The 23651-nt window shown below is 59.7% G+C and carries 23 protein-coding genes, 2 pseudogenes and 1 riboswitch; of the genes and pseudogenes, 17 read left to right on the top strand and 8 right to left on the bottom strand.

The window, feature by feature from the left end:
* Positions 1-3 precede the first annotated feature (3 nt).
* Complete coding sequence (locus ACZ1HM_RS05865; protein WP_472741940.1) at positions 4-417, bottom strand: hypothetical protein; 414 nt, start codon at positions 415-417, stop codon at positions 4-6.
* Between the two features lie 348 nt (positions 418-765).
* On the opposite strand from ACZ1HM_RS05865, the gene ACZ1HM_RS05860 reads away from it, so the two are divergent.
* The 11 genes and pseudogenes from ACZ1HM_RS05860 (at position 766) to ACZ1HM_RS05810 (ending at position 9377) form a co-directional block, all read left to right on the top strand.
* Positions 766-1788 (top strand): LacI family DNA-binding transcriptional regulator, encoded by a 1023-nt coding sequence (locus tag ACZ1HM_RS05860; RefSeq protein WP_472741939.1) that lies wholly within the window; start codon positions 766-768, stop codon positions 1786-1788.
* A gap of 57 nt (positions 1789-1845) precedes the next feature.
* A riboswitch (TPP riboswitch) is annotated at positions 1846-1946 on the top strand.
* A 58-nt stretch (positions 1947-2004) separates the two neighbouring features.
* Complete coding sequence (gene thiD / locus ACZ1HM_RS05855) at positions 2005-2817, top strand: bifunctional hydroxymethylpyrimidine kinase/phosphomethylpyrimidine kinase (RefSeq protein WP_472741938.1); 813 nt, start codon at positions 2005-2007, stop codon at positions 2815-2817.
* Positions 2807-3787 (top strand): FAD-dependent oxidoreductase, encoded by a 981-nt coding sequence (locus ACZ1HM_RS05850; protein WP_472741937.1) that lies wholly within the window; start codon positions 2807-2809, stop codon positions 3785-3787. Before thiD ends, ACZ1HM_RS05850 begins: the two co-directional genes overlap by 11 nt.
* Positions 3771-3968, top strand: coding sequence for a sulfur carrier protein ThiS (gene thiS, locus ACZ1HM_RS05845; RefSeq protein ID WP_472741936.1), 198 nt, complete (start codon positions 3771-3773; stop codon positions 3966-3968). Before ACZ1HM_RS05850 ends, thiS begins: the two co-directional genes overlap by 17 nt.
* A 1-nt stretch (position 3969) precedes the next feature.
* On the top strand, positions 3970-4740 hold the full coding sequence (locus tag ACZ1HM_RS05840) for a thiazole synthase (RefSeq protein WP_472741935.1): 771 nt from the start codon (positions 3970-3972) through the stop codon (positions 4738-4740).
* Entirely contained in the window at positions 4737-5333 is a 597-nt protein-coding gene (locus ACZ1HM_RS05835) for a thiamine phosphate synthase (RefSeq protein WP_472741934.1), read from the top strand. The genes ACZ1HM_RS05840 and ACZ1HM_RS05835 overlap by 4 nt, the downstream gene beginning before the upstream one ends.
* Positions 5330-6303: pseudogene (locus ACZ1HM_RS05830) on the top strand (HesA/MoeB/ThiF family protein). Before ACZ1HM_RS05835 ends, ACZ1HM_RS05830 begins: the two are co-directional and overlap by 4 nt.
* A gap of 11 nt (positions 6304-6314) precedes the next feature.
* Positions 6315-7250: an ABC transporter substrate-binding protein gene (locus tag ACZ1HM_RS05825; protein ID WP_472741933.1), complete on the top strand. Its 936-nt coding sequence runs from the start codon at positions 6315-6317 to the stop codon at positions 7248-7250.
* Positions 7247-7918 (top strand): thiaminase II, encoded by a 672-nt coding sequence (tenA, locus tag ACZ1HM_RS05820; protein ID WP_472741932.1) that lies wholly within the window; start codon positions 7247-7249, stop codon positions 7916-7918. Before ACZ1HM_RS05825 ends, tenA begins: the two co-directional genes overlap by 4 nt.
* On the top strand, positions 7915-8640 hold the full coding sequence (locus ACZ1HM_RS05815) for an ABC transporter ATP-binding protein (RefSeq protein WP_472741931.1): 726 nt from the start codon (positions 7915-7917) through the stop codon (positions 8638-8640). Before tenA ends, ACZ1HM_RS05815 begins: the two co-directional genes overlap by 4 nt.
* Complete coding sequence (locus ACZ1HM_RS05810) at positions 8637-9377, top strand: ABC transporter permease (RefSeq protein ID WP_472741930.1); 741 nt, start codon at positions 8637-8639, stop codon at positions 9375-9377. Before ACZ1HM_RS05815 ends, ACZ1HM_RS05810 begins: the two co-directional genes overlap by 4 nt.
* 47 nt (positions 9378-9424) lie before the next feature.
* Here ACZ1HM_RS05810 and ACZ1HM_RS05805 read toward each other — a convergent pair whose 3' ends face one another.
* Complete coding sequence (locus ACZ1HM_RS05805; protein WP_472741929.1) at positions 9425-10315, bottom strand: LysR family transcriptional regulator; 891 nt, start codon at positions 10313-10315, stop codon at positions 9425-9427.
* Between the two features lie 131 nt (positions 10316-10446).
* Here ACZ1HM_RS05805 and ACZ1HM_RS05800 point away from each other — a divergent pair, with 131 nt between their 5' ends.
* From ACZ1HM_RS05800 to ACZ1HM_RS05775, 6 genes are all read left to right on the top strand, one after another.
* A complete protein-coding gene (locus ACZ1HM_RS05800; RefSeq protein ID WP_472741928.1) occupies positions 10447-11067 on the top strand; it encodes an HD domain-containing protein in 621 nt (206 codons plus the stop codon).
* Between the two features lie 9 nt (positions 11068-11076).
* Positions 11077-12075: a sterol desaturase family protein gene (locus tag ACZ1HM_RS05795; RefSeq protein WP_472741927.1), complete on the top strand. Its 999-nt coding sequence runs from the start codon at positions 11077-11079 to the stop codon at positions 12073-12075.
* A 433-nt stretch (positions 12076-12508) separates the two neighbouring features.
* Entirely contained in the window at positions 12509-12664 is a 156-nt protein-coding gene (locus ACZ1HM_RS05790; protein ID WP_472741926.1) for a light-harvesting protein, read from the top strand.
* 12 nt (positions 12665-12676) lie between these two features.
* Positions 12677-13024: a light-harvesting protein gene (locus ACZ1HM_RS05785; protein ID WP_472741925.1), complete on the top strand. Its 348-nt coding sequence runs from the start codon at positions 12677-12679 to the stop codon at positions 13022-13024.
* 96 nt (positions 13025-13120) lie between these two features.
* Entirely contained in the window at positions 13121-14557 is a 1437-nt protein-coding gene (locus tag ACZ1HM_RS05780) for a PucC family protein (protein ID WP_472741924.1), read from the top strand.
* Positions 14554-15603: a PucR family transcriptional regulator gene (locus tag ACZ1HM_RS05775; RefSeq protein WP_472741923.1), complete on the top strand. Its 1050-nt coding sequence runs from the start codon at positions 14554-14556 to the stop codon at positions 15601-15603. Before ACZ1HM_RS05780 ends, ACZ1HM_RS05775 begins: the two co-directional genes overlap by 4 nt.
* A gap of 12 nt (positions 15604-15615) precedes the next feature.
* Here the strand turns inward: ACZ1HM_RS05775 and ACZ1HM_RS05770 are convergent, their stop codons facing one another.
* The 6 genes and pseudogenes from ACZ1HM_RS05770 to ACZ1HM_RS05745 form a co-directional block, all read right to left on the bottom strand.
* A complete protein-coding gene (locus ACZ1HM_RS05770; RefSeq protein ID WP_472741922.1) occupies positions 15616-16584 on the bottom strand; it encodes a D-2-hydroxyacid dehydrogenase in 969 nt (322 codons plus the stop codon).
* Entirely contained in the window at positions 16577-17923 is a 1347-nt protein-coding gene (locus tag ACZ1HM_RS05765) for an MmgE/PrpD family protein (RefSeq protein ID WP_472741921.1), read from the bottom strand. The genes ACZ1HM_RS05770 and ACZ1HM_RS05765 overlap by 8 nt, the downstream gene beginning before the upstream one ends.
* Positions 17920-18663, bottom strand: a complete 744-nt coding sequence (locus ACZ1HM_RS05760) for a maleate cis-trans isomerase family protein (protein ID WP_472741920.1) — start codon at positions 18661-18663, stop codon at positions 17920-17922. The genes ACZ1HM_RS05765 and ACZ1HM_RS05760 overlap by 4 nt, the downstream gene beginning before the upstream one ends.
* Entirely contained in the window at positions 18660-19742 is a 1083-nt protein-coding gene (locus ACZ1HM_RS05755) for a pyridoxal phosphate-dependent aminotransferase (RefSeq protein WP_472741919.1), read from the bottom strand. The genes ACZ1HM_RS05760 and ACZ1HM_RS05755 overlap by 4 nt, the downstream gene beginning before the upstream one ends.
* Positions 19739-21357: pseudogene (locus ACZ1HM_RS05750) on the bottom strand (hydantoinase B/oxoprolinase family protein). The gene ACZ1HM_RS05755 and the pseudogene ACZ1HM_RS05750 overlap by 4 nt, the downstream one beginning before the upstream one ends.
* 26 nt (positions 21358-21383) lie before the next feature.
* Positions 21384-23396 carry a hydantoinase/oxoprolinase family protein gene (locus ACZ1HM_RS05745; RefSeq protein ID WP_472744577.1) on the bottom strand — a complete coding sequence of 671 codons (2013 nt, stop codon included), beginning with the start codon at positions 23394-23396 and terminating at the stop codon, positions 21384-21386.
* Between the last annotated feature and the right edge of the window lie 255 nt (positions 23397-23651).

Here is a 23651-nt window from a genome sequence, read left to right as displayed (position 1 = left end):
AGGTCAACCGTGCTTGCGAAGGGCGCAAAGTTTGACAGCGAATGCTGTGCCGCACTGGATCGTGCCGCCCTGAACCGCCTGCACCAACGCACCGCCTGCGCCCAGCTGACCACCGGGGGCAAGTTTGACATAGACCTTGCCGTTGGTCGCGTTCTGGATGTTCTCTTTCAGGTCCAGCTGCATGATCGGATAGCTGCGTGACGCGCCCAGCACATAGGCTGTGGCAATCGTCATCACATGCTCAGCTGCTGCTTCGCGCTGACGTTCTTCATTTGCGGATTGCGCCGCCGCCTCAGTGGACCAAAGCGTCCCTGCAGCGCCCGCAACCAAGGCGGCGGTGAAGCCTGCAGTCGATGCGATCTTTAGGAAATTCCGGCGTTCTGCAGAGTGCAGCTCCATGCGGTCTTTCTTATCCATTCAGTATTCCTCCCGTCGGGTTTATTCGCTTTCACCGCTCTGCGCGCGTGCAGCTTCTTTTTCAAAATCGCGACCACAAAAAGCACAGACGCGAAAAATAGAACCAACATCTCTCCCACATCCCCAAGGAATGCGCTGTCCGCGAAGGCCCCCAATGCGACATTCGCAAAGAACACGACAAACACGGCAAATGAGCTGAGAAGAAACATGGACACCTCCCAATGACCTGGTTCTGAACCGCACTGTAAGCGCTTACAAAGGATTCGTGCAAGCGCTTACATTTTCTTTAGTGTAAAAAATCATGTGTTCGGGGTAATCTGTGGATGATGAGAGTCCAGTACAGTCGTAATGAATAAACAACCCGCCATCCCCACCTTGGAAGACGTTGCGCGCGCCGCGGGCGTATCAACCGCGACGGTATCCAGGTGTTTGAATGAAAAGGAAAAAGTGTCGCAACGGACCTTGTCGAAAGTCATGCAGGCCGTTGATCTTCTGGGCTATACACCCAACTACAATGCCCGCGCTATGGCGGCCCGGCGCAGCTTTACGATTGGGGCCATTATCCCCACAATGGAAAACGCGATTTTCGCGCGCGGCGTGCAGGCGTTTCAGGAAACGTTGCACGATATGGGCTACACTTTGCTGGTCTCAAGCAGCGCCTACCAACCGGAACTTGAGGCCGAACAGATCCGCGCCTTGGTTGCGCGTGGGGCTGATGGGCTGATGTTAATCGGCTATGCGCGCGATGCCGCGATCTATGAATATCTGGAGCAACGCGGCGTGCCGACCGTGCTGGCGTGGTCCCTGAACACAGATCACGACCAGACCAGCGTCGGTTTTGACAACAGAGCCTCCATGCGCCCGCTGGCGGAAAAAGTCCTCGCACTTGGCCACAAACGTATCGCGGTGATTTCGGGTGTCATCGAAGGCAATGACCGCGCCAAGGGCCGCCTGCAAGGCATTCAGGACAGCCTGGCGCAGCAAGGTCATCCAGTGGACACACTGCCTGTTATCGAAACGCCCTATGATATCGAAAACGGTGCGGCGGCCTTTGCGGAACTGATGCAGATGCCGCAGCCGCCGACCTGTGTCATGTGCGGCAATGACGTTCTTGCCGTGGGCGCGATCTCAAAAGCGAGAGAGCTTGGGATCCGCGTTCCTGATGATGTCTCCATCACCGGGTTTGATGATATTGAGATGTCGCGACACACCGTGCCACCCCTGACCACGGTGCATGTCCCCCACCGCGAAATGGGATGTCAGGCGGCGCAAACACTTGTGGACCTGATCAACCAAAATGGAAAAGCGCAATCCGTGCAATTGCGCACGGAGGTCGTGATGCGAGGCTCTTTGGCGGCCCCCAAAGCCTGATACCCCTGTCACGACAGCTGTGATTGCGCTCCCTGTTCAAACCGGTTATCCCAATGGATGAATCTGTTGGGGTGCTCTGAAAAGGGCTGAGATGCGCAAGCGAACCCACTGAACCTGAACCGGTTAGGACCGGCGGAGGAAACAGAACATGGGTACGTATTTACACACCCTTTCTTTGTCCGCTTTCCTGGCCTCTTGCACAGGAAGGTCAAAGCGTTGGTTGCAAAAGCTCTAACAATTGCGGGATCCGACAGTGGCGGCGGGGCTGGCATTCAGGCGGACCTGAAGGCGTTCTCAGCCATGCATGTTTATGGCGCAAGCGTCATCACCGCCATCACCGCGCAAAACACGCAGGCCGTCACAGCGGTGCACCCTGTGCCCGATGACGTCGTCGCCGCGCAAATTGCGGCCGTTCTGGATGATATTGAAATTGGTGCGATCAAAATCGGCATGCTGGGCGCCCCGTCGTTGATTGAAACCGTCGCCAAAGCGATTGAAGGCTTTTCAGGCCCTGTTGTGCTTGACCCGGTGATGGTCGCCAAATCAGGCGATGCTTTGCTGCACGACAGCGCCATTGATGCGCTTAAATCCGCGCTTCTGCCCCGCGCGGATCTGTTAACGCCAAACTTGCCCGAAGCAGGCAAACTGCTGGGCGAAGCTCCGGCGCACACGCCCGAAGCTGTCACGCAACAAGCCCAAGCACTGTTGGATTTGGGGGCAAAGGGCGTTCTGATGAAAGGCGGGCATGGTGCGGGGAATGTCTGCACGGACGTGCTGGTGGTCCCGGGAAATACCATCGCCTTCGCCTCAGACCGCATTGCCACGCAGAACACCCACGGGACCGGCTGCAGCTATTCGTCAGCCATCGCCGCACGGCTTGCCCTGGGCGAAGATCTGAACACGGCTGTGGGGACGGCACATGCCTGGCTGCATGGCGCAATCACCCACGCCGATCAGCTTAACGTCGGCGGCGGGCACGGCCCGGTTCACCATTTCTATCAGCTGTGGGCGGCACCAGATGGGCGCTGATTTCACCATTTTGGGCGGCGGCGTCGCGGGCCTGAGCATGGCGGCAGAGCTGTCTGGCAGGGGCGCGCGCGTGCAGGTGATTGAGCCTGCAGGCACCCCCGGTGCGCATGCGTGCAGTTGGTGGGCGGGCGGCATGTTGGCCCCTGAGTGTGAAGGCGCATTGGCCGAACCTGCCGTGGTGCATCATGGCCGCAGCGCTGCCGATTGGTGGGCGGGCAAAGGGGCGAATGTCATCCGCAAGGGCACATTGGTTGTCGCCTTGGGGCGAGATCAGTCTGAGATGCGCACCTTCAAGCGGCGCGTTGACATGGCAGAAGAGGTTGACGGAGCGCGGATTTCTGAGCTGGAGCCAGATTTGGCCGGGCGCTTTCGGCAAGGGCTGTTCTTGGACAGCGAAGCGCACCTCGATCCTCGCGCCACTTTGGCGCATGTATATGACGACCTGAACGCGCGGGGCACGCAGGTCCGTGCCGATGCGACCCCGGAGGGGACGTTGATTGATTGTCGGGGGCTCAGCGCGCAGCAAGACCTGTCTGACTTGCGCGGCGTGAAAGGCGAGATGCTTGTGGTCAAAAGCCACGACATCACCCTCAACCGCCCAATCCGCCTGCTACACCCGCGCTTCCCTCTCTATATCGTGCCGCGCGGGGATGGCGTTTTTATGCTGGGGGCCACGCAGATAGAAAGCGGCGAGCGGAGCCGGGCCACCGTTCGATCCGTGATGGAGCTTTTGAACGCCGCATATGCTCTGCACCCTGCATTCGGCGAGGCTGAGATTGTAGAGATTGGCGTCGATGCGCGCCCCGCTTTCCCAGACAATCAGCCACGCATTCGGCAGACGTCTGACCGCATCTATGCCAACGGATTGTTCCGGCATGGCTTTCTTTTGGCCCCTGCCCTGGCCCGTATGACCGCGGACCTGTTGCTGGACGGCAAAACACCGGAGGATTGGTATGAAGATCACCGTTAATGGCGCTTCCGTTGAGACCGAAGCGCAAACCCTTGCCGAGCTTTTGGCCGATCAAGGCAAAGCGGATGCCAAAGTAGCGACCGCCGTCAATGAAGCCTTTGTGCCTGCCACAATGCGGGCGCAACACCTGCTGGCAAGCGGTGACCGGGTGGAAATCGTAGCCCCACGGCAAGGAGGTTAAGATGCGCAGCTTTTATGGCAAAACACTCTCCTCTCCCCTGATGCTTGGCACATCACAATACCCCTCCCCCGCCATTCTGGCCGAAGCCTTTGAACGGTCCAAAGCCGCCGTTGCGACGGTATCTGTGCGCCGCGAAGCCGGAGGAGAGACCGCAGGTCAGGATTTCTGGCGCTTGATTGAAAAACTTGGCGTAGACATCCTGCCCAACACCGCCGGATGCCATTCCGTGAAAGAGGCTGTGACGACCGCACATATGGCGCGGGAACTCTTTGACACAAAGTGGATCAAGCTTGAGGTCATTGGCCATGGCGACACCCTACAACCTGATCCGTTCAACCTGCTGGAGGCCGCTCAGATCCTGTGTGAAGACGGCTTTGAAGTCTTTCCATATTGCACCGAAGATCTTGTGTTGTGCGAAAAGCTGGTTGAGGCAGGATGCGACGTTCTAATGCCCTGGGGCGCCCCCATCGGAACGGGCCTGGGGTTGAACAATATCTACGGCCTGCGGTCGCTGCGCGCGCATTTTCCCGACATTCCGATGGTGATCGACGCAGGCCTTGGCCTGCCCAGCCAGGCGGCACATGCCATCGAATTGGGCTATGACGCCGTGCTTTTGAACACCGCCGTGGCCAAGGCGGGTGATCCCGCGGCCATGGCAGACGCCTTTGGCAAAGCGGTCGCCGCAGGGGCCTTGGCACAGGCCGCCGACCCGATGGAGCCCCGCGATATGGCCGCCCCCTCCACCCCCGTTCTTGGACAGGCAATTTTATGATGCTGCACGGTTTTTATCCCATCTTCGATGACGTCAGCTGGCTGCGGCGAATGCTGCCCCTGGGCGTCAAGCTGGTGCAGTTGCGCCTGAAAGACCGGCCCGAGGAGGAGCTGCGCGCGCAAATCCGCGAAGGTCTGGCCCTAACCAGGCAAGAGGGCGCGGTTCTTGTGGTGAACGATCATTGGCAGCTGGCCATTGAGCTGGGATGCGACTGGGTACATCTGGGGCAAGAAGATCTGGATATCGCCGATGTTGCAGCCATCCGCGCGGCAGGGCTTCACTTGGGGATTTCCACCCATGACGACGCTGAGCTTGAACGCGCCCTGGCGCTGAACCCTGACTACGTCGCACTTGGTCCGGTCTATCCCACCATCCTGAAAAAGATGAAATGGCATCAGCAGGGTGTTGAGAAACTGACGGTTTGGAAAGACCGCATTGGCGATATCCCTCTGGTGGCGATCGGCGGGATGTCAGTGGCCCGTGCCCCTGGCGCATTGGAGGCCGGTGCAGATATCGTTTCAGCCGTCACCGACATCACATTGCACGCCGACCCAGAGGCGCGGGTGCGCGAATGGCTGGCGCTTTTTTCATGACCAGATACGCCCGCCAGATTGCCGTTGAAGGCTTTGGTGCCGCCAGCCAGGACCGTCTGCGCGCGGCCCGCTTGCTTGTCATCGGTGCAGGTGGCCTGGCCGCGCCGGTCTTGCAATACCTCGTGGGCGCGGGCGTCGGCCATATCAGGTTGGTTGATCCTGACACGGTGGATCTGAGCAATTTGCACCGCCAAACCCTGTTTCGGATGGACGATCTGGGGGCAGCCAAGGCCCCCACTGCGGCGCGGCATATGTCCGCGCTGAACCCCGATACAGATATCGAAGCCGTGCACGAGCGGTTTGATCCGGCCAACGCCCCTGCGCTTTGTGCTGACGTTGATGTGGTGCTTGATTGTGCAGATAGCTTTGCCGCCAGCTATATCGCGTCCGATCTTTGCCTTGCCCGCGCGCTGCCGCTGATCAGCGCCAGCGTGGTGGGCCGATCAGGCTATTCCGGCGGGTTTTGCGGCGGTGCCGCCCCAGCCTGCGCGCGGTTTTCCCGGATCTGCCGGACCAGCTTGGCTCTTGTGCGACAGACGGTGTGCTGGGCCCATCAGTGGGGATCGTGGGCGCGCTGCAGGCGGAAATGGCGATCGCCGTTCTGACGCAAACCGCGCCTTCGCCGCTGGGACAGCTTGTCACCTACGATGCGATAGGCACACGCTTTGGCGGGTTTCGCTTTGATGGCGCGCCAGAACCCAAACCTGAACCCGCGTTTCTGTCCGTGGCGGACATCACGCCTGAGGATTTCTTGATCGATCTGCGCCGCGCTGACGAAGCAGGCCCCAGCCTTCCGCACCATGCCGATCGCCGCACCGCAGACACCATCACCACCGCAGGCCCATTGCCTGCACCAAGACAGCGCGCTGTCTTGGCCTGTCGATCTGGATTGCGCGCGTGGCGCGCGGCCGAAGAGCTTTCGAAACATTGGACGGGCGAGATCAAACTTGTCGCCCTCGGAGACACCTAAGGAGACCGATTGTGAAACACCTTATTGCAGCCCTCACACTGCTTATTGCCACGCCTGCGCTGGCCCAAGACAAAATGACCATCCTGCTGGACTGGTTCATCAACCCCGATCACGGGCCCATCATCCTGGCACAAGAGCTGGGCTATTTTGCCGATCAGGATCTGGAGGTTGAGATCGTCCCACCGGCTGATCCCTCAGCCCCGCCCCGGCTGGTTGCCGCGGGCCAGGGGGAACTGGCGGTAAGCTATCAGCCCAGCTTGCACCTTCAGGTGGCCGAAGGCCTGCCGCTTGTCCGGGTTGGCACGCTGGTTGCCACGCCACTCAACTGTTTGCTGGTCTTGGCCGACGGCCCGATCAAGGAAATCGGTGATCTGCGCGGCGGCAAGATCGGGTTCTCTGTCGCGGGCGTGGAAGAAGCGGTGCTGACAGCGATGCTGTCGCGGTATGACGTAGGCCTTGATGAGATTGAGATGATCAATGTGAACTTCTCCCTCTCGCCTTCGCTGATGTCCGGCCAGGTGGACGCGGTGATCGGGGCCTACCGGAACTTTGAGCTGAACCAGATGGACATCGAAGGTGTGCCTGGCAAATGCTTCTACGTCGAAGAAGAGGGCGTGCCGACTTATGATGAGCTGATCTATGTCGCCAATCCCGAACTGATGGACAAAGAAATGCTGCGTCGCTTCATGCGGGCCACAGAACTGGCAACACAGTACATTGTGAACAATCCCGAAGCGAGCTGGGAGATCTTCAAAGGCTACTCTCCTGAGCTGGATGATGAGCTGAACGCCCGCGCCTGGGTGGACACACTGCCCCGGTTTGCGCTGCGCCCTGAGGCGTTTGATGCAGGTCGTTATGCCCGGTTTGAGGCATTCCTGGCAGCCTCTGGCCTGGTTGAAGGCACACGGTCTGTGGATCAGCTGGCTATCGATCTGGGGGCGGAATGAGCTACGGGAAAACCTTTCCAGCATGGCGCGCGGCGGCGGGTGAGACATGGCATGCCTATACCGGGCACGCCTTTGTCCAGAGACTTGGTGATGGCAGCCTGCCGCAGACCGCTTTCCTGCATTATCTTGTGCAGGATTACGTGTTCCTCATCCACTTTAGCCGCGCATGGGCCTTGGCCGTCACCAAGGCCGACACGGTTGAGGAAATGCGGCTTGCCGCGGGCACGGTAAATGGCCTCATCAATGATGAAATCGCGCTACACGTCAAAATCTGTGCGGATGCTGGGATTTCCGAAGCGGCGCTCTTTGCTGCACAAGAGCGGCCCGAAAACCTGGCCTACACCCGCTATGTGCTGGATGCCGGGCATTCGGGTGATTTTCTGGATTTGTTGGCCGCACTGGCGCCTTGCGTCATGGGCTATGGCGAGATTGGTCAGACCCTGTCCAAAACTGCCTCGTCGGACACCTACCGCGATTGGATCAACACCTACGCAGGTCAGGAATACCAAGAGGTGTGCGAAAATGTGGGTCAGCTGATCGATGCGGCCGTGGCCAGACGGTTGGGTGATGCCCCCGAACAAACGCCCCGCTGGGCCAGGTTGCAAGACAGGTTTGACACGGCTACCCGGCTTGAGGTTGGGTTTTGGGATATGGGGCTTACGCCTTGAACGATGCGCCAACCCTGCACCTAGAAGGCCGCGCCAGTGTCGCGGGGCAGACCATTTTCACCGGGCTTGATTTCGAAGCCCGCGCAGCGGAATGGACTGTGCTTCTAGGGGCCAGCGGGGTTGGCAAGTCGACCGTGCTGAAACTTTTTGCCGGGCTTGGCGCTGGCATTGAGCTTTCAGGAACGCAGCACCCCGACACTCAGGCGCTGCATGGTCACATAGCCCTGATGGCGCAAGATGACCTTTTGATGCCCTGGCTGAGCGTGCTGGACAATGTGCTGATCGGGGCCCGTTTGCGCGGGCAAAGCCCTGACAAAGACCGCGCCCGCGCGCGGCTGGCGCAGGTGGGGCTGGCGGAAAAGGAAGCGGCACGCCCCGGCACGCTATCGGGCGGCCAGCGGCAGCGCGTCGCCCTTGCCCGCACGTTGATGGAAGACCGGCCCGTGGTCTTGCTGGACGAACCGTTTTCAGCGCTAGACGCCTTAACGCGGTCCCAGATGCAAGAGCTGAGCGCCGAGCTGCTGACCGGGCGCACCGTTCTTTTGGTCACCCATGACCCGGTAGAGGCCGTGCGCCTGGGCCACCGCATTTTCATCATGACGCCCACAGGCCTGCAGACCGTGTCGCCCCCTGCCGGGGACACGCCGCGTCCACTGGATGCGCCAGATGTGCTGGATGCGCAGGCCAGCTTGCTCAAACAACTCAGATCGCCCGCACCATGACCGGTTGGCGCGCCGCAGTTCTGTCGTTCCTTTGTGCTATTGCTGCATGGCAGCTTCTGGTCACCCTAACCGGCTTGCCCCGATTTATCCTGCCCGGACCGATGTTAGTGGCCGAGACGATCTGGACCAGCCGCCAGATCCTGATCGAAAACGCCTGGATCACTATGCTGGAAGTCATCATCGGCCTGTGTCTGGGCACCGTGCTGGGCGCGCTTTCTGCGATTGGGCTGGCCGCCTCGCCGGTTGCACGCGCGCTCATCCGTCCCTTGCTGGTCTTTAGCCAAGCGGTGCCGGTGTTTGCGCTTGCCCCGATCCTGACGCTTTGGTTGGGCTTTGGCCTGTGGTCCAAAATCACGATGGCGTTGATCATCATCTACTTCCCCGTCACCTCTGCGTTTTTTGACGCGCTGATGCGCACCAACAAAGACTGGTTGGGCCTGGCCAAGGTCATGGGGGCCCACCCCGCAAGGATCATGTGGTATATCCGCATCCCCGCAGCCCTGCCCGGCCTGGCATCTGGCCTGCGTTTGGCCGCTGTCTATGCGCCGATTGGGGCGGTCATTGGGGAATGGGTCGGTGCGTCGCGGGGGTTGGGATATCTGATGCTGCTGGCCAATGGGCGGGCCAAGACGGATCTGATGTTTGCAGCACTCATCGTGCTCGCTGTCTTTACGATCTTACTGCACACCGGCGTGCATCATTTCTGCAGACGGTTCTTGGACCGAACCGATACATAGGCCGAGGCGTGTAGGTTTTGGTCAAAGGTGGCGACCGTTCAAAGTGCTCAGCCGGTCTGTGTGGTTTGCTCTGACAACAGATAGCTGCGCAGACGGCGAAAGGACTTCTTACTTTCCGCTTCGGCCGCATAGACCAAGAAATAACCGCACCCTTGGCGGCCAAAGGTTGGGCCAATGCGCACCAGTTTATCTTGCTGGATCAGTGTTTCCTCTAACCCCCAATAGCCGATCCCAATGCCTTCGCCTGCGCAAATCATGTCGAGCATGGTGGGATAACTGCCGACCTGCTGAAAATCACCCGTCCCCCGCAACTCTTGCCCTGTGCGCTCTGCAAAGCTGCGCCAGTTCATCCAGCCAAGGCGCTGCGGATCGCCGTGATCAAACATGAGCTTAGGGTCGATCGTGTCTGCCAATCGGTAGGGGTCAAACCCTGGGTGCGCCTTTAGAAAAGACGGGCTGGCCACTATCTGGCAGGTCTCTTCAAACAGCAGATCGCTTGCTTTTCCCGCAAAGTCGCCGTTGCCAAAACGGACAGAGGCATCGACCGAAAAATCATCAAAATCATGATAGCTGTCTGAGGTGACGAAGTTGATGGTGGTGCGCGCCGCTGTGCGCATCGCGCTGATGCGCGGCATGAGCCACAGATGCGTGACACCAAAGGAAGCTCCGATGCGCAGCTCAGTCTCATCTGACGCCACGACGCTGCGCAGCCCCAATTCCAACCGGTCCAAGCTGGAGGTCGACAACGCCGCCAGTTCACGGCCCCGTGGGGTCAGCGTCACCTGATTGCCACGGCGGACAAAGACCGGCGCGCCAAGCCATGCTTCCAGATTATTGATGTGCCGCGTCACCGCAGGCTGTGCAACCGATAGCTCTTGGGCGGCGCGGGTAAAGTTGCCATGCCTCGCGGCGGCTTCAAAAGCCAAAAGCGCGTTCATGGGGGGCAGCCTGCGTCTTTGCGTCATCCTTGCTTCATAACAAAAAGGCATCATTCCATTCAACAATTTGCTCTCGCCCAAAGGGGACGTCCTGTGCCAACAAAGACCAACACCGCAGAAAGGGCCGGCTCATGGACCGTGTGAACTTTACGCAGATGAAAGACGGCACCAAAGAGGAGTATGAGTTCCTCACCGCTCACGAGGTTGAATATACCAAAGGGACGGCGGACCGCCTGCTAAATGCGCTGGAGCATCTGGACGAAAGCCTGTCAGGCTACCAAATCACCCGCCTGGGTCATTCAGTGCAATCTGCCACCCGCGCCTGGCGGGATGGGGCCGATACGGACTGGGTGGTATCCGCCCTTTTGCATGACATCGGCGATATCTTTGCGCCCTACAATCACGACGAATATGCCGCCACGATCCTAAAGCCCTTCGTGCGGGAGCAATGCCGCTGGTGCGTGGAAACCCATGGCGATTTTCAGATGCTCTACTACGGCCATCACCTAGAAGGTTTTGATCAGCACAAACGGGACCGCCACAAAGGGCACAAATACTTCAACGATTGCGCAGAATTCTGCGAACGCTGGGATCAGGCCAGTTTCGATCCTGACTATGACACTCTGCCGTTGTCATTTTTTGCCCCCATGGTGCACGCGGTTTTTGCCCGCACGCCCTATGACCCTGCGGTGATGCAGGCCCCGGATCAGCCGCTTGTCGTGCCAGATGTGGCCGCCAGCCGACACGCCTAAAGCCCCGTTATGTCCGATAACCCAACAGGCGGTCGCAGCGCGCGCAAGATCTGGAATTTCACACCAAGCCTGCCGCTTCAGGTTGCCCCCTATTGGGACTGGCCGCTCAAGCCACTGGCGTCTTTGCTCTACCTGCTGCGCAGTTGGAACCCGGTGGGCATGCGGTGCCTGTTTCTGGTGGGGGCCGTGATCACATGGACGTTTTTCACCCCTGATCTCAGCCGGGCAGAGACCATCGCCTTTGATTGGATCGCCGAAGTCTGGCTGCGCAACTTCGTGATCTTGCTCATCGTCGCGGGCGGCCTGCACCTGTTGCTTTGGAAATTCGGCGTTCAGGGCGATGAGATGCGCTATGACATGCGCCCGATGATGACCAACACCAAGGCGTTTTGGTTCAAGAACCAGGTCTACGACAACATGTTCTGGTCGTTTGTGGCGCTGCAGTTCTGGACATTCTGGGAATGCGCCATTTGGTATGCCTACGCCAACGGCTGGGCAACCATGATCACCTTTGCCTCAAACCCTGTGTGGTTCGTGACATTGATCATCCTGATCCCGATCTGGGCGGGGTTCTATTTCTACTGTCATCACCGCCTTCTGCATGTTGGGTTCTTATACAAACACGTGCATTCCTGGCATCACCGGAACATCAACACCGGCCCATGGTCCGGCTTGGCGATGCACCCGGTTGAAAGCTTTATCCTGATGACGGACACGCTCATGTTCCTGATCATCCCCGCGCATCCTGTTCACGTGATCTTTTTGCTTTTCCACCACGGTGTTGGAGCACCGACATCCCACACAGGTTTTGAAAAACTGAAAGTGGGCGGGAAGACAGGGCTGGAGGTTGGCGATTTCTTTCACCAGCTGCATCACCGCTTTTTCGATTGCAACTATGGCACCTACGAAACGCCTTGGGATACGTGGCTTGGAACGTTTCATGACGGTACGGCTGAGGGCAATGAGCTGGTCAAGGAACGCCGCCGCAAGATTTGGTCCACACGTTAAAGCTGTGCGACGCCAACAGCTCAGCGGCATCCAAACTTGAGTAGCACCGGGACGAGGGCCTCAACCTTCGCGACAATCCACCGCACCCAAGGCGGTTGACGGGCAATCAAACATCGAATCACCCCCGCGATCCCTGCGAAATTGTCAGTTTTCCTTGTCGTTCCCGTGCTTGCACCTACCCCGTCGCCGTATGAGCGACGTCCACCCGCATGGCACCATCGCGCCTAAGCTGCTGATTCAACTCACATCCGGCCAACCCAAGCATCAGGCAAATGTGTAAATATAAGTATACAGTTTACACTGTACATCTTTTTTGACACATTTTTGCTATCGGCCCTGCTGCTTGCAGTATTGCCGTGGGTGCGGGTGACTGGCCGCTTTTGAAACCGGTGGTCATAACCGCTCCCCAATTCAACTGTGGAGGAGATCGGATATGTCCGACGATCCAGACAAGGTATGGCCAACAGGCCTCAACCTTAAAGAAGCGGAAGAGGTTCACAGCTACCTCATCGATGGTACCCGTGTATTCGGTGCCATAGCGCTTCTTGCCCACGTACTTGTGGCGCTCACAACGCCCTGGCTCGGCTAGGGAGAAAACGTTATGAACAACGCAAAAATGTGGCTTGTAGTCCCCCCTGCTGTAGGGGTTCCGGTATTTCTTGGTGCGGTTGCGGTAGGATCCTTTTCGGTTCACGTCGCAGTGCTAAGCAATACCTCTTGGGTGTCAGACTTCTTGTCTGGCCAAGCACTCGGAACTGGTGATCAATCGGCAGCGCTGCAAAGCATGCCGAATGCTGACACGGCAAAAGCATCCTATGCCATCGACCGTCCTGACGGTTCGAAGGAAATTACGGTGATTATGCCTGACGGTGAAATCGCAAAGGCAGTGCTGAAACCCGATCAAGTCCTGGCTTCGGCCTCGGCTTCACAACTGACCGCCACCGACTAGGCGATCGAATAGCCCCGGGCGTTCGCGCCCGTGGGCGAACCGTCTGTTCCGCTCTGGTTCAGGCGCCGCTGGTGCGCACCGAACATCGAGACACATATGATCGATTTCCGAAAACACGCCCTGCATCGGATCGCGTCCATCGCGCCCCGTTACTTACCTTTTGCTGATGTCGCCACCCAAGATGTCCCGCTGTCGAAACTGCTGCGATTGTCCCTGTTTCAGGTCACCGTCGGCATGGCGCTTGTGCTGCTTGTCGGCACGCTGAACCGGGTGATGATTGTTGAGCTGTCCGTTCCCGCCACCTTGGTTGCGGGGATGCTTGCACTCCCACTGCTTTTTGCCCCCTTTCGCACGCTCATCGGGTTCAAATCCGATACCCACCGCTCCGCCTTAGGCTGGCGGCGCGTGCCCTACATCTGGAAAGGCACGATGTATCAGTTTGGCGGGTTTGCCGTGATGCCCTTCGCGCTTTTGGTGCTGACAGGCTACGGGGATGCCGTCGATTTGCCCCGCTGGATTGGCCTGTCATCTGCGGCGTTGGCCTTTTTGCTTGTGGGCGCTGGCCTGCATATGGTGCAGACTGTTGGTTTGGCGCTTGCCACGGATCTGGTGCGCCAAGAGGATCACCCCAAGGTCGTGGGGCTGATGTATGTCATGCTGCTGGTTGGGATGGTTGTGAGCGCGCTGGTCTTTGGCGCTCTGCTGACCAACTACACGCCGGGGCGTCTGATCCAAGTCATTCAAGGGGCCGCTGTGATCACTGTCGGCCTCAACCTGCTGGCCCTTTGGAAACAAGAAGGCCGCGACCGCAACCGCGCCCAACAGATGGCCACCGCGCCGACTGTCCGGTTTGCAGATGCCTGGCAACGGCTGATCCAGCGGCCAGGCACGACACGCCTGCTTGTTGTAATCGGGCTGGGCACCTTTGGCTTCGGCATGGCCGATGTCCTTTTGGAACCTTACGGCGGTCAGGCGCTGGCGTTCACGGTGGCACAAACCACCTTGCTGACCGCAATCCTTGCCACCGGCACGTTGATCGGCTTTGCCATCGCCTCTCGCGTCCTCAGCCAGGGGCATTGCCCCATCCGCCTGGCGACCCTTGGGGCGTTGATCGGCATTCCGGGGTTTGTGTCGATTATCCTTTCAGCAAGTATCATCGGCCCCTCCCTGTTTGTGTTGGGCACACTGGCCACCGGCCTTGGTGCTGGCCTTTTTGGCCACGGCACGCTTACGGCAACCATCACGGACGCGCCGCCGGACCAGATTGGTCTGTCGCTGGGCGCTTGGGGGGCCGTGCAGGCGACCTGCGCTGGCATTGGTGTCGCCTTGGCCGGTATCACCCGTGACGTTTTGCTGATGATGCCAATGTTTTCGGGACTTCAGCCGCAAACGCCCTATAATTTTGTTTTCATGATCGAGGTTGTCTTTCTTTTGTTGGCCATCGCGATGGCCGTGCCGCTGCTTTTGCGGAGCTTGAGACCGCAGGCACCCCGATCTTCCGCGCCCCAACCCAATCCAGTGGAGGCCCCATGACCAAGGTAATCACGCGCTATTTCGAAAACCCTAGTGACGCCCGCGCGGCGCGCTTTGAACTCATCCACCGACAGCGGGTGCCCTTGCGGATCGTGCATTTATTCGAAAAGGGCGCCGGGCTGGCAGATGCGCTGACGTCTTTGCATGTGGCGGGCAAAACCGCAGAAACCTACGCCAAGCATATGGCCAAGGGTGGTGCGGTGCTTTTGGTGCAAGCCGGGTTCAAACCGCTGAACGTGGCGCGCACAACCCGCGCTGTCATGGACAGCATGGGGGCCATGGGCCAGGGCAACCTGGTTGAAGAAGTTGACGTCAAAGTGCCGCCCCAACCGGCCAGCAGCATTTTGCGCGATCACCCCCACATCCTAAAGCGGCCACGCGATCCGCTTAGCACGAATTATCATATGGCCGACTGGCCCATCGGTTTGATCAGCCGTCGCAAACCTGCCGATGCCTTTGCCTTCCCGCGCCATGCACGCATGGCGGCGTTCCCCATTGCGCTTACCGACCGGCGTCAGCCTTTCACTGGGTCAATCTTCCCGCGCCACGCACGCATGGCGAATTTCCCGATCCCGCTGATCAGCAAGCGTAAGCCCTTTACCGGGTCGATCTTCCCGCGCCACGCGCGCATGGCGAATTTCCCGATCCCGCTGATTTCGCGCAGAAAGCCACGGAACCGCTCTATTTTCCCGCGCCATCAGCGCATGGCAACGGTGCCTTTCCCGCTGCTGATCAATCAAAAGACGGGGGGCAACGCGCTGATCCCCGGCGCACCGCGCATGGCCAATTTCCCCATCTCTTTGCTGAGTGATCGCAAGCCTTTCACAGGCTCAATCTTTGCACGGCACGCGCGGATGGCAAACTTCCCCTTGCCACTGATCAGCAAGCGCAAGCCTTTCACCGGCTCCATCGTGCCGCGGCATGGTCGGATGGCCGATATGTTCTTGCCGCTGGTGACCAGCCGCAGCAACACCGCAGAGAAAAGCGGAGGCGAGGGTTTTTCCTTTTCCAAAAAGCTTGGCCTGCCCACCATCCTGCGGCGCTGACGCATACGGGGCTTAGTACCCGCGCGTCGGATCAACGATATTGAACAACTCGTTTCCGGCGCGCCACCCTTCCAGGTTTCTAAGAAAGAGCTGAAAAGACGCATCGTCCCAGCCGTCATAAACAGACGAGCAGTGGGGAGAGATGAGCACGTTCTCAAGCGCCCAAAAGGGGCTGTCAGACGGCAAAGGTTCTTGCGCAAAGACATCGAGCGCTGCCGCTGCGACCGGGCCGTCGGTCAAACCACCATACAAGGCATCAGGTGCAATCACACCGCCGCGCGACACGTCGGCCAAGATCACACCAGGCTTCATCACCGCAAATTCATCGGTCCCGATGCATCCTTGGGTCTGGGGCGTCAGCGGCGTGCAAACGGCGATAAAATCAGCCTGTGGGAGCACGCTTTGAAGCGCACCTGCGGCATGTACCTCATCCACATGTGGCATTGGAGCGGGATTGGCCCGCGTGCCAATCACCCGCATCCCGAACGCTTTGGCGCGTTCTGCAATCGCGCGCCCTGTATGACCCAGTCCCACGATCAACAGCGTTTGGCCTTGCACAGGCCGCACCGTGCGGGCGCGCCATGCCCGTTCTTTTTTGTCCGCTTGCAAGCCTTGCACATCGAGCGTGAAATGCAAAAAGCACCCCATCACGTATTCCGCCATCATGTCAGCGGCGACACCAGCAGCATTGGTCACCGTAACCGATTGCGGATCCCATTGTCCCAAATGATCGGTCCCTGCCCCACCGTTCGCAATCCAGCGCGGCCCGCCTTTTTGAAAAAGCGCGTCGCGGGGATAGCCGGGGGTGCCCGCAAACCGCACGGTATAGACCGCATCCGGCTGAAAGCTGCGCAGCATATCCGGCAAAGCGTCGTAGGTGTTGCAGGTCGCAACCTCAATGTCTGGAAACCGGGCGGTCAGGGCCTTGGCCTGTGCTGTGGTTTCTGAGTTGTGCAGCAAGACGCGCATCGGATCAGCCATGCCCGCCCGCCACCGGCGCATGCAGCACCGCCAAAGAATCCGAAAACGCGGCATCAGATTCAAGAAGAACGGTTTGCATCTCCCACAACGCTTGCTGCCGCTCCGGGCCCAAACGCTTGGTCATGCTTTGGAACTTCGCCTCAAACTCAGCATCGGTCATGGGGGCCTCCGGCCCGCCTTTGGCGTGGATATCACCGGATTTCAGCACCTCTCCGGTCTTTAGGGTGATCTCCAGGTCTGACCAACGCCCGGCTGGGAAACGCTCAGAATGTCTGGCTGTTTCATGGATCTGGAAAAGGCCAATGGCCTCAGCGACCTCAGGGTCGCGCAGCCCCTGCCCTTGCACATGCTCTGGTCCGATCCTGCCGTGCACCAGGCGCGTGGCCAAGGCAAAGGCCAGTGAATACTGCGCCTGTGATGTGCTGGCAGGCATCCCGGGGTAAAGCGCTGCGGCCTGGGCAAAGGTGTTCACATCCACATGCGATACGGTCTGAGGGGCCACGTCATGTGTCCGCAAGACCTGATCCAAAGCATCAATGGCGGCATGTGCCCAGCGGCAGATGGGGTAGGGTTTGATATAGTTCTGCTCAACCGTCCAATAGCGCCCAAGGTCGGACCAGAACGGCGCGGCGGCGGCATCCTCAACCGTGATTGCAGGGGCCCCTTCAAACCCAGCCTCCGCCATCAGAACCGCCATCACCCCAACCAAAGCCCCCATGCCCGAGCCATCATGCAGCATCGTCGGATTGGCAATTTCGCGCATCATCTGGCTGCGGGGCCCGTGATATTCTGCGATGCCCAGCGCCTGCCTGAGCACGCCCGCGTCGCTGCCCCGCAAGTGACAGCCCAGTGCGGCCACGCCCAAAGCGTTCCAAGCCCCCGAGGTGTGGTAATCCGCAACCGTGGCATGCAGAGCGATGCCCGCACGCGCCGCCACCTCATATGACATCACCAATGCAGCCATCGCCGCCCGGCCCGACAGTTCGGGCATGTGTTGCGCAAACGCGCAGAGCGCGGGCACAACCGCGCAGCCAATGTGTCCTTTGGTCGGATTATAGCCATCGTGGCCATCCAGATTGTCGATCTGGGTTGCCGCCGCAAAGGCCGCACCGGGCATGGACGCCCGGCGGCCATCAAAGAGGATGGGTGCTGCATCACCGGGCGTTCCGGCTGCATGAAACCGCACCGCGTGATCGGCAGCGATCCGTCCAGCATCCATGCCCGCAGCCCCTGCTGCCACGGCAAGCGTGTCGACAAACAGCCGCGCGCCCATCTGCATGGCGCTTTTCGGGATCTCGGGCGGGTTCAGCGCAAATTCAGCGATGTCATCAAAATTCATGTTCCGACCTCTTCTAGCATTTTGCCAAATCCCACCAATGGTTCTGAGATCTGCATCAGCTCCATTGCTTGCAGTACCATCGCCTGGTTGGAGCTGATCACTGGCTTGCCCAGCGTCTCCTCCAACGCGGCAAGGATTTCTACACTGCGCATGTCCGTACACGACAGCACGATCGCTTGCGCCTCAGGGTGATCAGCGGCACGGCCCAAGTCGAAAACCGCCTCAGGTGTCAACGCGCCCTGGCCATCGTTGCCCAGCGTTTCTGTCACCTCGGATCGGGCCAGCGTTGTCACGTCCATATCCGCCAAAAAACCTATCGCAAGATCATTGATCGCCGGCACGTAAGGAGAGGCGAAGCCGATCTTAGTTGCTCCGATCCTGCGCAAGGCATGCACCAAAGCGCCAGCGGCCGTGACCGTATGCGCGCCAATCTGAGCTTTGATATGCGCCGCTAAGTTGCGGTCAAACGCGGGGCCATGGCTCAGCGTGGCAGAGGTGCACCCGTAAAGGACCACATCAGGGCGCACACCAGCAAGCAGGCGCAACGGCTCATCCAAATCGGCGCTTCCCAGACCCTGCATCTGCGTCTCATCCGGGATCTCATCGGCATCATAACCGCCCATGCGCGCAAAATGCAGCGATACCCCTTCGGGCCGCAGCATGACCATGTCTGGCTCCAGATTGCTGTTGGTAAAAGGCACCAGCACCCCCATCCGGGCGCGTCCTCGTGACGTTGTCATCGCATTTCTCCCTTTGCCCAAGTGGCCAAAACATCTAAGGCCACCTGCATGTCGGCACCTGCACCGATGGTCATCCGCAACATCTGCGCCAAACCCGCACCAGCTTGGCCGCGCAAAAAGACGCCTTCTGCGCGCAGCGCAGCATCCGCGCGGGCCGCCGCATTGGCATCGCCAAACTCTATCATGATGAAGTTGGTGAAACTGTCATGGGTCCGAAGACCGATGGCTTTTAGGGCTTTCAGTGCCCAGTCACGCCCCGCTTCGGTCAAGGCGCATGTCTGCCGCATATAGGTCTGATCCGCGGCTGCGGCCGTTGCGGCGGCCTGAGCTACGGCAGAGATGTTGTTGGGGTTCAGCACCTTGCGAACCTCCGCCCCAATTGCAGGTGGGAACAGCCCCCAGCCAACGCGGAATGCCGCCAACCCATAGGCCTTGGAAAAGGTGCGCAGCACAATCGTTGGCGGCCCGTCGACCATATCAAAGGTCCGCTCGCCTAGGGCATCTGCAAACTCGCCATAGGCCTCGTCAATGACCAGCAAAACATCGTGGCGCAGCTCTGATCGCAGGTGCTGGAGGTCCGACTTGGCGATGCGCGTGCCAGTGGGGTTGCCGGGGTTGGCCACGAAAACAATGCCCGTATCGGGCCGCACCGCCTGTAACAGCGCATCTACATCAACCGTCACCCCATCCTCAGCCGCCAGATCAATCCGCGCGCCCGCCATCTGCGCAGCTGAGCGGAAGAACGGATAGGCGTGGGCGGGCACCAGAACCGCGCGGGCAGGCCCGCTATAGACCCGCGCAATCGCACCGACCAAATCAAGGGAGCCTGCGCCACAGAGCACCTGCTCAGGTGCCACGTCATGCACCGCCGCCAACTGGGCCCGCAGCGCCTGCCAATCAGGATCGGGATAGAGCGCACCGTGGTTCAGCGCCTCTTGTGCGGCGGTCATGGCCAGAGGGCTTGGTGGTCTGAGGCTTTCGTTTTGCGACAATGAGATCAGACGCTTGCCCGAAGGGGCCTGCATATCGGCCAGCGCATATTTTCCCATCTGCGCGATATGGGGGGCGGCAAGGCTCATGTCTTGGCTCCGTAGATGTCTCTGGCGGTCTTGTCGCTGATCAATCCCCACCGCCGGTCGCGCGCCAGTTCTTCGGGTGATCTGGCATGCGGCGGGCCAAACCCGCCCCCGCCGGGGGTCTCGAAAATCAAACGCTCCCCGGCCCGCACACGCAATTCACCCTTGCCCGGCAGCGCAGGCCCGTCTTCACCGATACGGATGGCACCTGCCGCGCCGGGTTGGCCGCCGTGGCGACCCAGAGCAGGGTTTTGCACCCGCTCAACTGAGAGGAATACCAGGAAATCCTGCCCCGTCGCAGAGCTCAGCTCAATCCGTTGACCAAGCCCCCCACGCCGTTGTCCGGCACCACCCGAATCTGTGCGCAATGCGCGTTGATGGAAAAGCACCGGGGCAGTTGCCTCTGTGGTCTCTACCTGGCTGCCCCAGACACCGCTTGGAAAAGCGGTTGCAGACAGCCCGTCCAATCCGGGCCGCGCCCCTGTACCGCCGTTAAAGACAAGCTCCAGCGCGAATTTCTGCTCCCCACGCTCGGCCGCATCCGCGACATGGCGCAAAGGCAGATCATACATGCAAGACGCCCCCTCTGCCGGAACGGCATCCGGCAGCGCCTGAGACAGGCAGCCATAGACCAGATCCGGCGTCATCTGCCCAATGGTGTGCCGCATCGCGACAGGTGCGGGGGCTGAGCGTTCAGGATGCACCCTTCGGGTGCTGTCACCCGAAACGGAGCCAAAGCGCCCGCGTTGTTGGGAATGTCTGATCCAATGATACAGCGCAGGGCAAAGACGGAATAGGCCGCAGCATAGTTCAAAGGCACGTTGATACCCTTGTTCACACAGCCCTGCGTGCCCGCAAAATCAAGTAATATATGATCATCCGCAATCGTGAGGGCGGCATGCAGATCAATCCCCGCGTCATAACCATCCACGGTCAAAACACTGCGCCACGTGCCTTTGGGCAAGGCGGCGATGGCGTCAACCGTGCCGCGCTGTGAAGTCTCAATGATATAGGCGGCAAGAGCCTCCAGATCCTGCAAGCCAAACTCAGCCATCATTTCAACCAGCCGGTCGGCCCCGGCTTCGCAACAGGCGATCAGGGCAAATATATCTCCCTCATTCGCAATCGGCTCGCGTGAGTTGGCTTTCACGATGTCCAAGAGCAATGTGTTCACCGCCCCTTCGCTGACCAGCTTGCAGGGCGGGATCAGCAACCCTTCGTCAAAAATATCGGCCCCTTCGGGACCCATGCCCAATCCGCCCAAATCCACCAGATGCGAGGTGCAAGAGGTAAAGCCCACCACAGCTCCGCGGTAAAAGACCGGCATCAAAAGCAAAAAGTCATTCAGGTGACCTGAGGCAATCCAGGGATCATTGGTCATGTAGATGTCGCCCGGCTGCATCTGCCGCACCGGGAACCGCGCGCGCAGGATCTTAACGGCCTCAGCCATTGTGTTGATGTGCCCCGGTGTACCGGTCACCGCCTGGGCCAGCATCCGGCCCTCAAAATCGAAAATCCCGGCTGAAATATCACCGCATTCGCGCACAATCGGGCTGAACGCGGTGCGGATCAGCACCTGGGCCTGTTCCTCAACCACGGCAAGAAGACGGTTCCACATCACTTGAAGACGGGTATCGGGCGCTGTCATGACTGCACATCCTCTTTGCGGACCAGCCAGATGTTGCCAAGCGCATCAACCGATGCATCGAAATCGGCGCTGACTAATGTGGTGGTCTGGGCCTCTGTGATGATCGCGGGTCCGTGCAGGACATCGCCGGGGCGCAGATCATCGCGCCAGAACAGCCCTGCTTGCAGAGGTGCCCCGTCAATATCGCAGGTGATCTCACAGGTGCTTTTAGGCACCCGTAGCGCTGGTGTGGTGACGGCATCTGTTGCCGCTGGGGCGGCGGCTGTTGTGCTCACGGTCACGCCCCAATTCAAAATCTCGATCTGCATACCTGGAACAGTCCGTTTGAATTGCCGGGCATAGTCTTGTTCAAAAGCGACCTTGAGCTGGTCCAGATCAGATTGGGTCAGGGCTCGGGCGGGCAGCGGCACTTCTATTTCGTGTCCTTGCCCGTGATAGCGCATGAAGGCCACGCGCCGCTGCTGCAACGCCCCTTCGGGTGCACCAGCCCGCACCACCGCTTCTGCTTCGCCCACCATGGCATCAAAAAACGCATTCAAACCGGCCACGTCCAACGCCGCCAAAGTGGTATAGCGTGATCGGATGATTTCAAATGAGACAGGCGCGTAGAGAAACCCGATGGCCGATCCAACGCCGGGCGCTTTGGGGATCAACACCCGCCGCACCTGCGCCTTGCGCGCCACACGGGTTGCATGTAGCGGGCCATTGCCGCCAAAGGCGATCATCACCCGCTTGCTGAGGTCTTTGCCCGATTCCACCGCGTGCATGCGGCCGGCATTGGCCATGTTTTCATCCACAATGGCGCTCACGGCATGGCCTGCCGCTTTGGGCATCACGCCCAATGGCGTTCCAACGTCCCGGCCAAGCGCGGCGATGGCGGCGTCCGCATCAATGCGCAAACGACCTTCGGCAAAACGCTCAGGATCAATATAACCCAAGGCGACATCGGCATCTGTGACCGTGGCCCGCGTGCCGCCCTTGCCAAACGCCGCTGGGCCTGGCTCTGATCCGGCGCTTTGTGGTCCGACCTGGACCCGACCAAGCCGGTCCACACCAGCGACGGAGCCGCCGCCCGCACCGATCTCAATCATCTCAATCACGGGGATGCGGACGGGCATGCCTGAGCCTTTGATAAAGCGTTCGGCCCGTGCGATTTCAAAACGCCGGGCTGTCTGGGGACGCATTTTGTCGATCAAGCAAAGCTTGGCGGTGGTCCCGCCCATGTCGAAAGACAGCACCTCATCCTCCCCGGTTTGCGCAGCAATCCGCGCCGCAAGGATGGCACCCCCAGCCGGACCGGATTCGACCAGACGAATGGGCAGGCGCGCGGCAGTCTGCAGGGTGGTCATTCCCCCACCTGCCGTCATAAGCAGGATGGGACAGCGCAGCCCCTCAGCCGCAAACCGAGATTGAAAATCTGCCAGATACCCCGCCATCAGCGGCTGGATATAGGCGTTCGCGATTGTCGTGCAGAGCCGGTCAAATTCCCGCGCCTCGGGGCTGACCTCATGGCTGAGCGAGATCGACAGCTCTGGCATCGCAGCACTCAGAAGCTCCCTTAGCAACAGCTCATGCGCCGGGTTGGCATAGGCATGCAGCAGGCAAATGGCGACCACCTCAACCCCGGCGCTGCGCAACGCCTGCGCCAGCCCTGTTACAGCCCCCTCATTCAGTGGCTCCAGCTCTTGGCCCGTCGCATCCATACGTCCAGGTATGGTAAACGCCAGATCCCGTGGGACAATGAGATCAGGCTTTTCAAGGTTGATGGCGTATTGCGCATAGCGCCGCTCATAGGCGATTTCGAGGATGTCCCTGAAACCCTCTGTGGTGATTGTCGCCACCTTGGCACCGCGCCGTTCAATCAACGCGTTGGTGGCCAGGGTCGTGCCATGGATTTTCCCCACCACCTGATCCCAACGGGCCTCAGCCTGGGCCAACACCCGGCGCGCGCCTTCGAGCGCGCCAGAGGCAGGTGCATCTACGGTCGTTGGGGTTTTGGTTGTGGCCAGAACCCGCCCCCGTGGTCATTAAAACAGTATCGGTGAATGTCCCCCCAATATCGGAGGACAGTCGCAATTTTTGTTCAGTCATGTTCGAAATTCCAGGATCAATCACAAAGGCAGAGCGCATTGGCATGCGCGGCTTTGATCCTGTCAGGTGACCAAATCACATCCCGTCTGCCGACGCGTCAACGCGCAGCTGGGGGTATACTGTCTATATGGATTCGGTGCGTCTTGCATGCGCAGAGGGTGCAACCGGCAGGG

The organism is Sulfitobacter sp. GN1-4, assembly GCF_055693825.1.
This window is presented reverse-complemented; position numbering and strand designations above follow the sequence as displayed.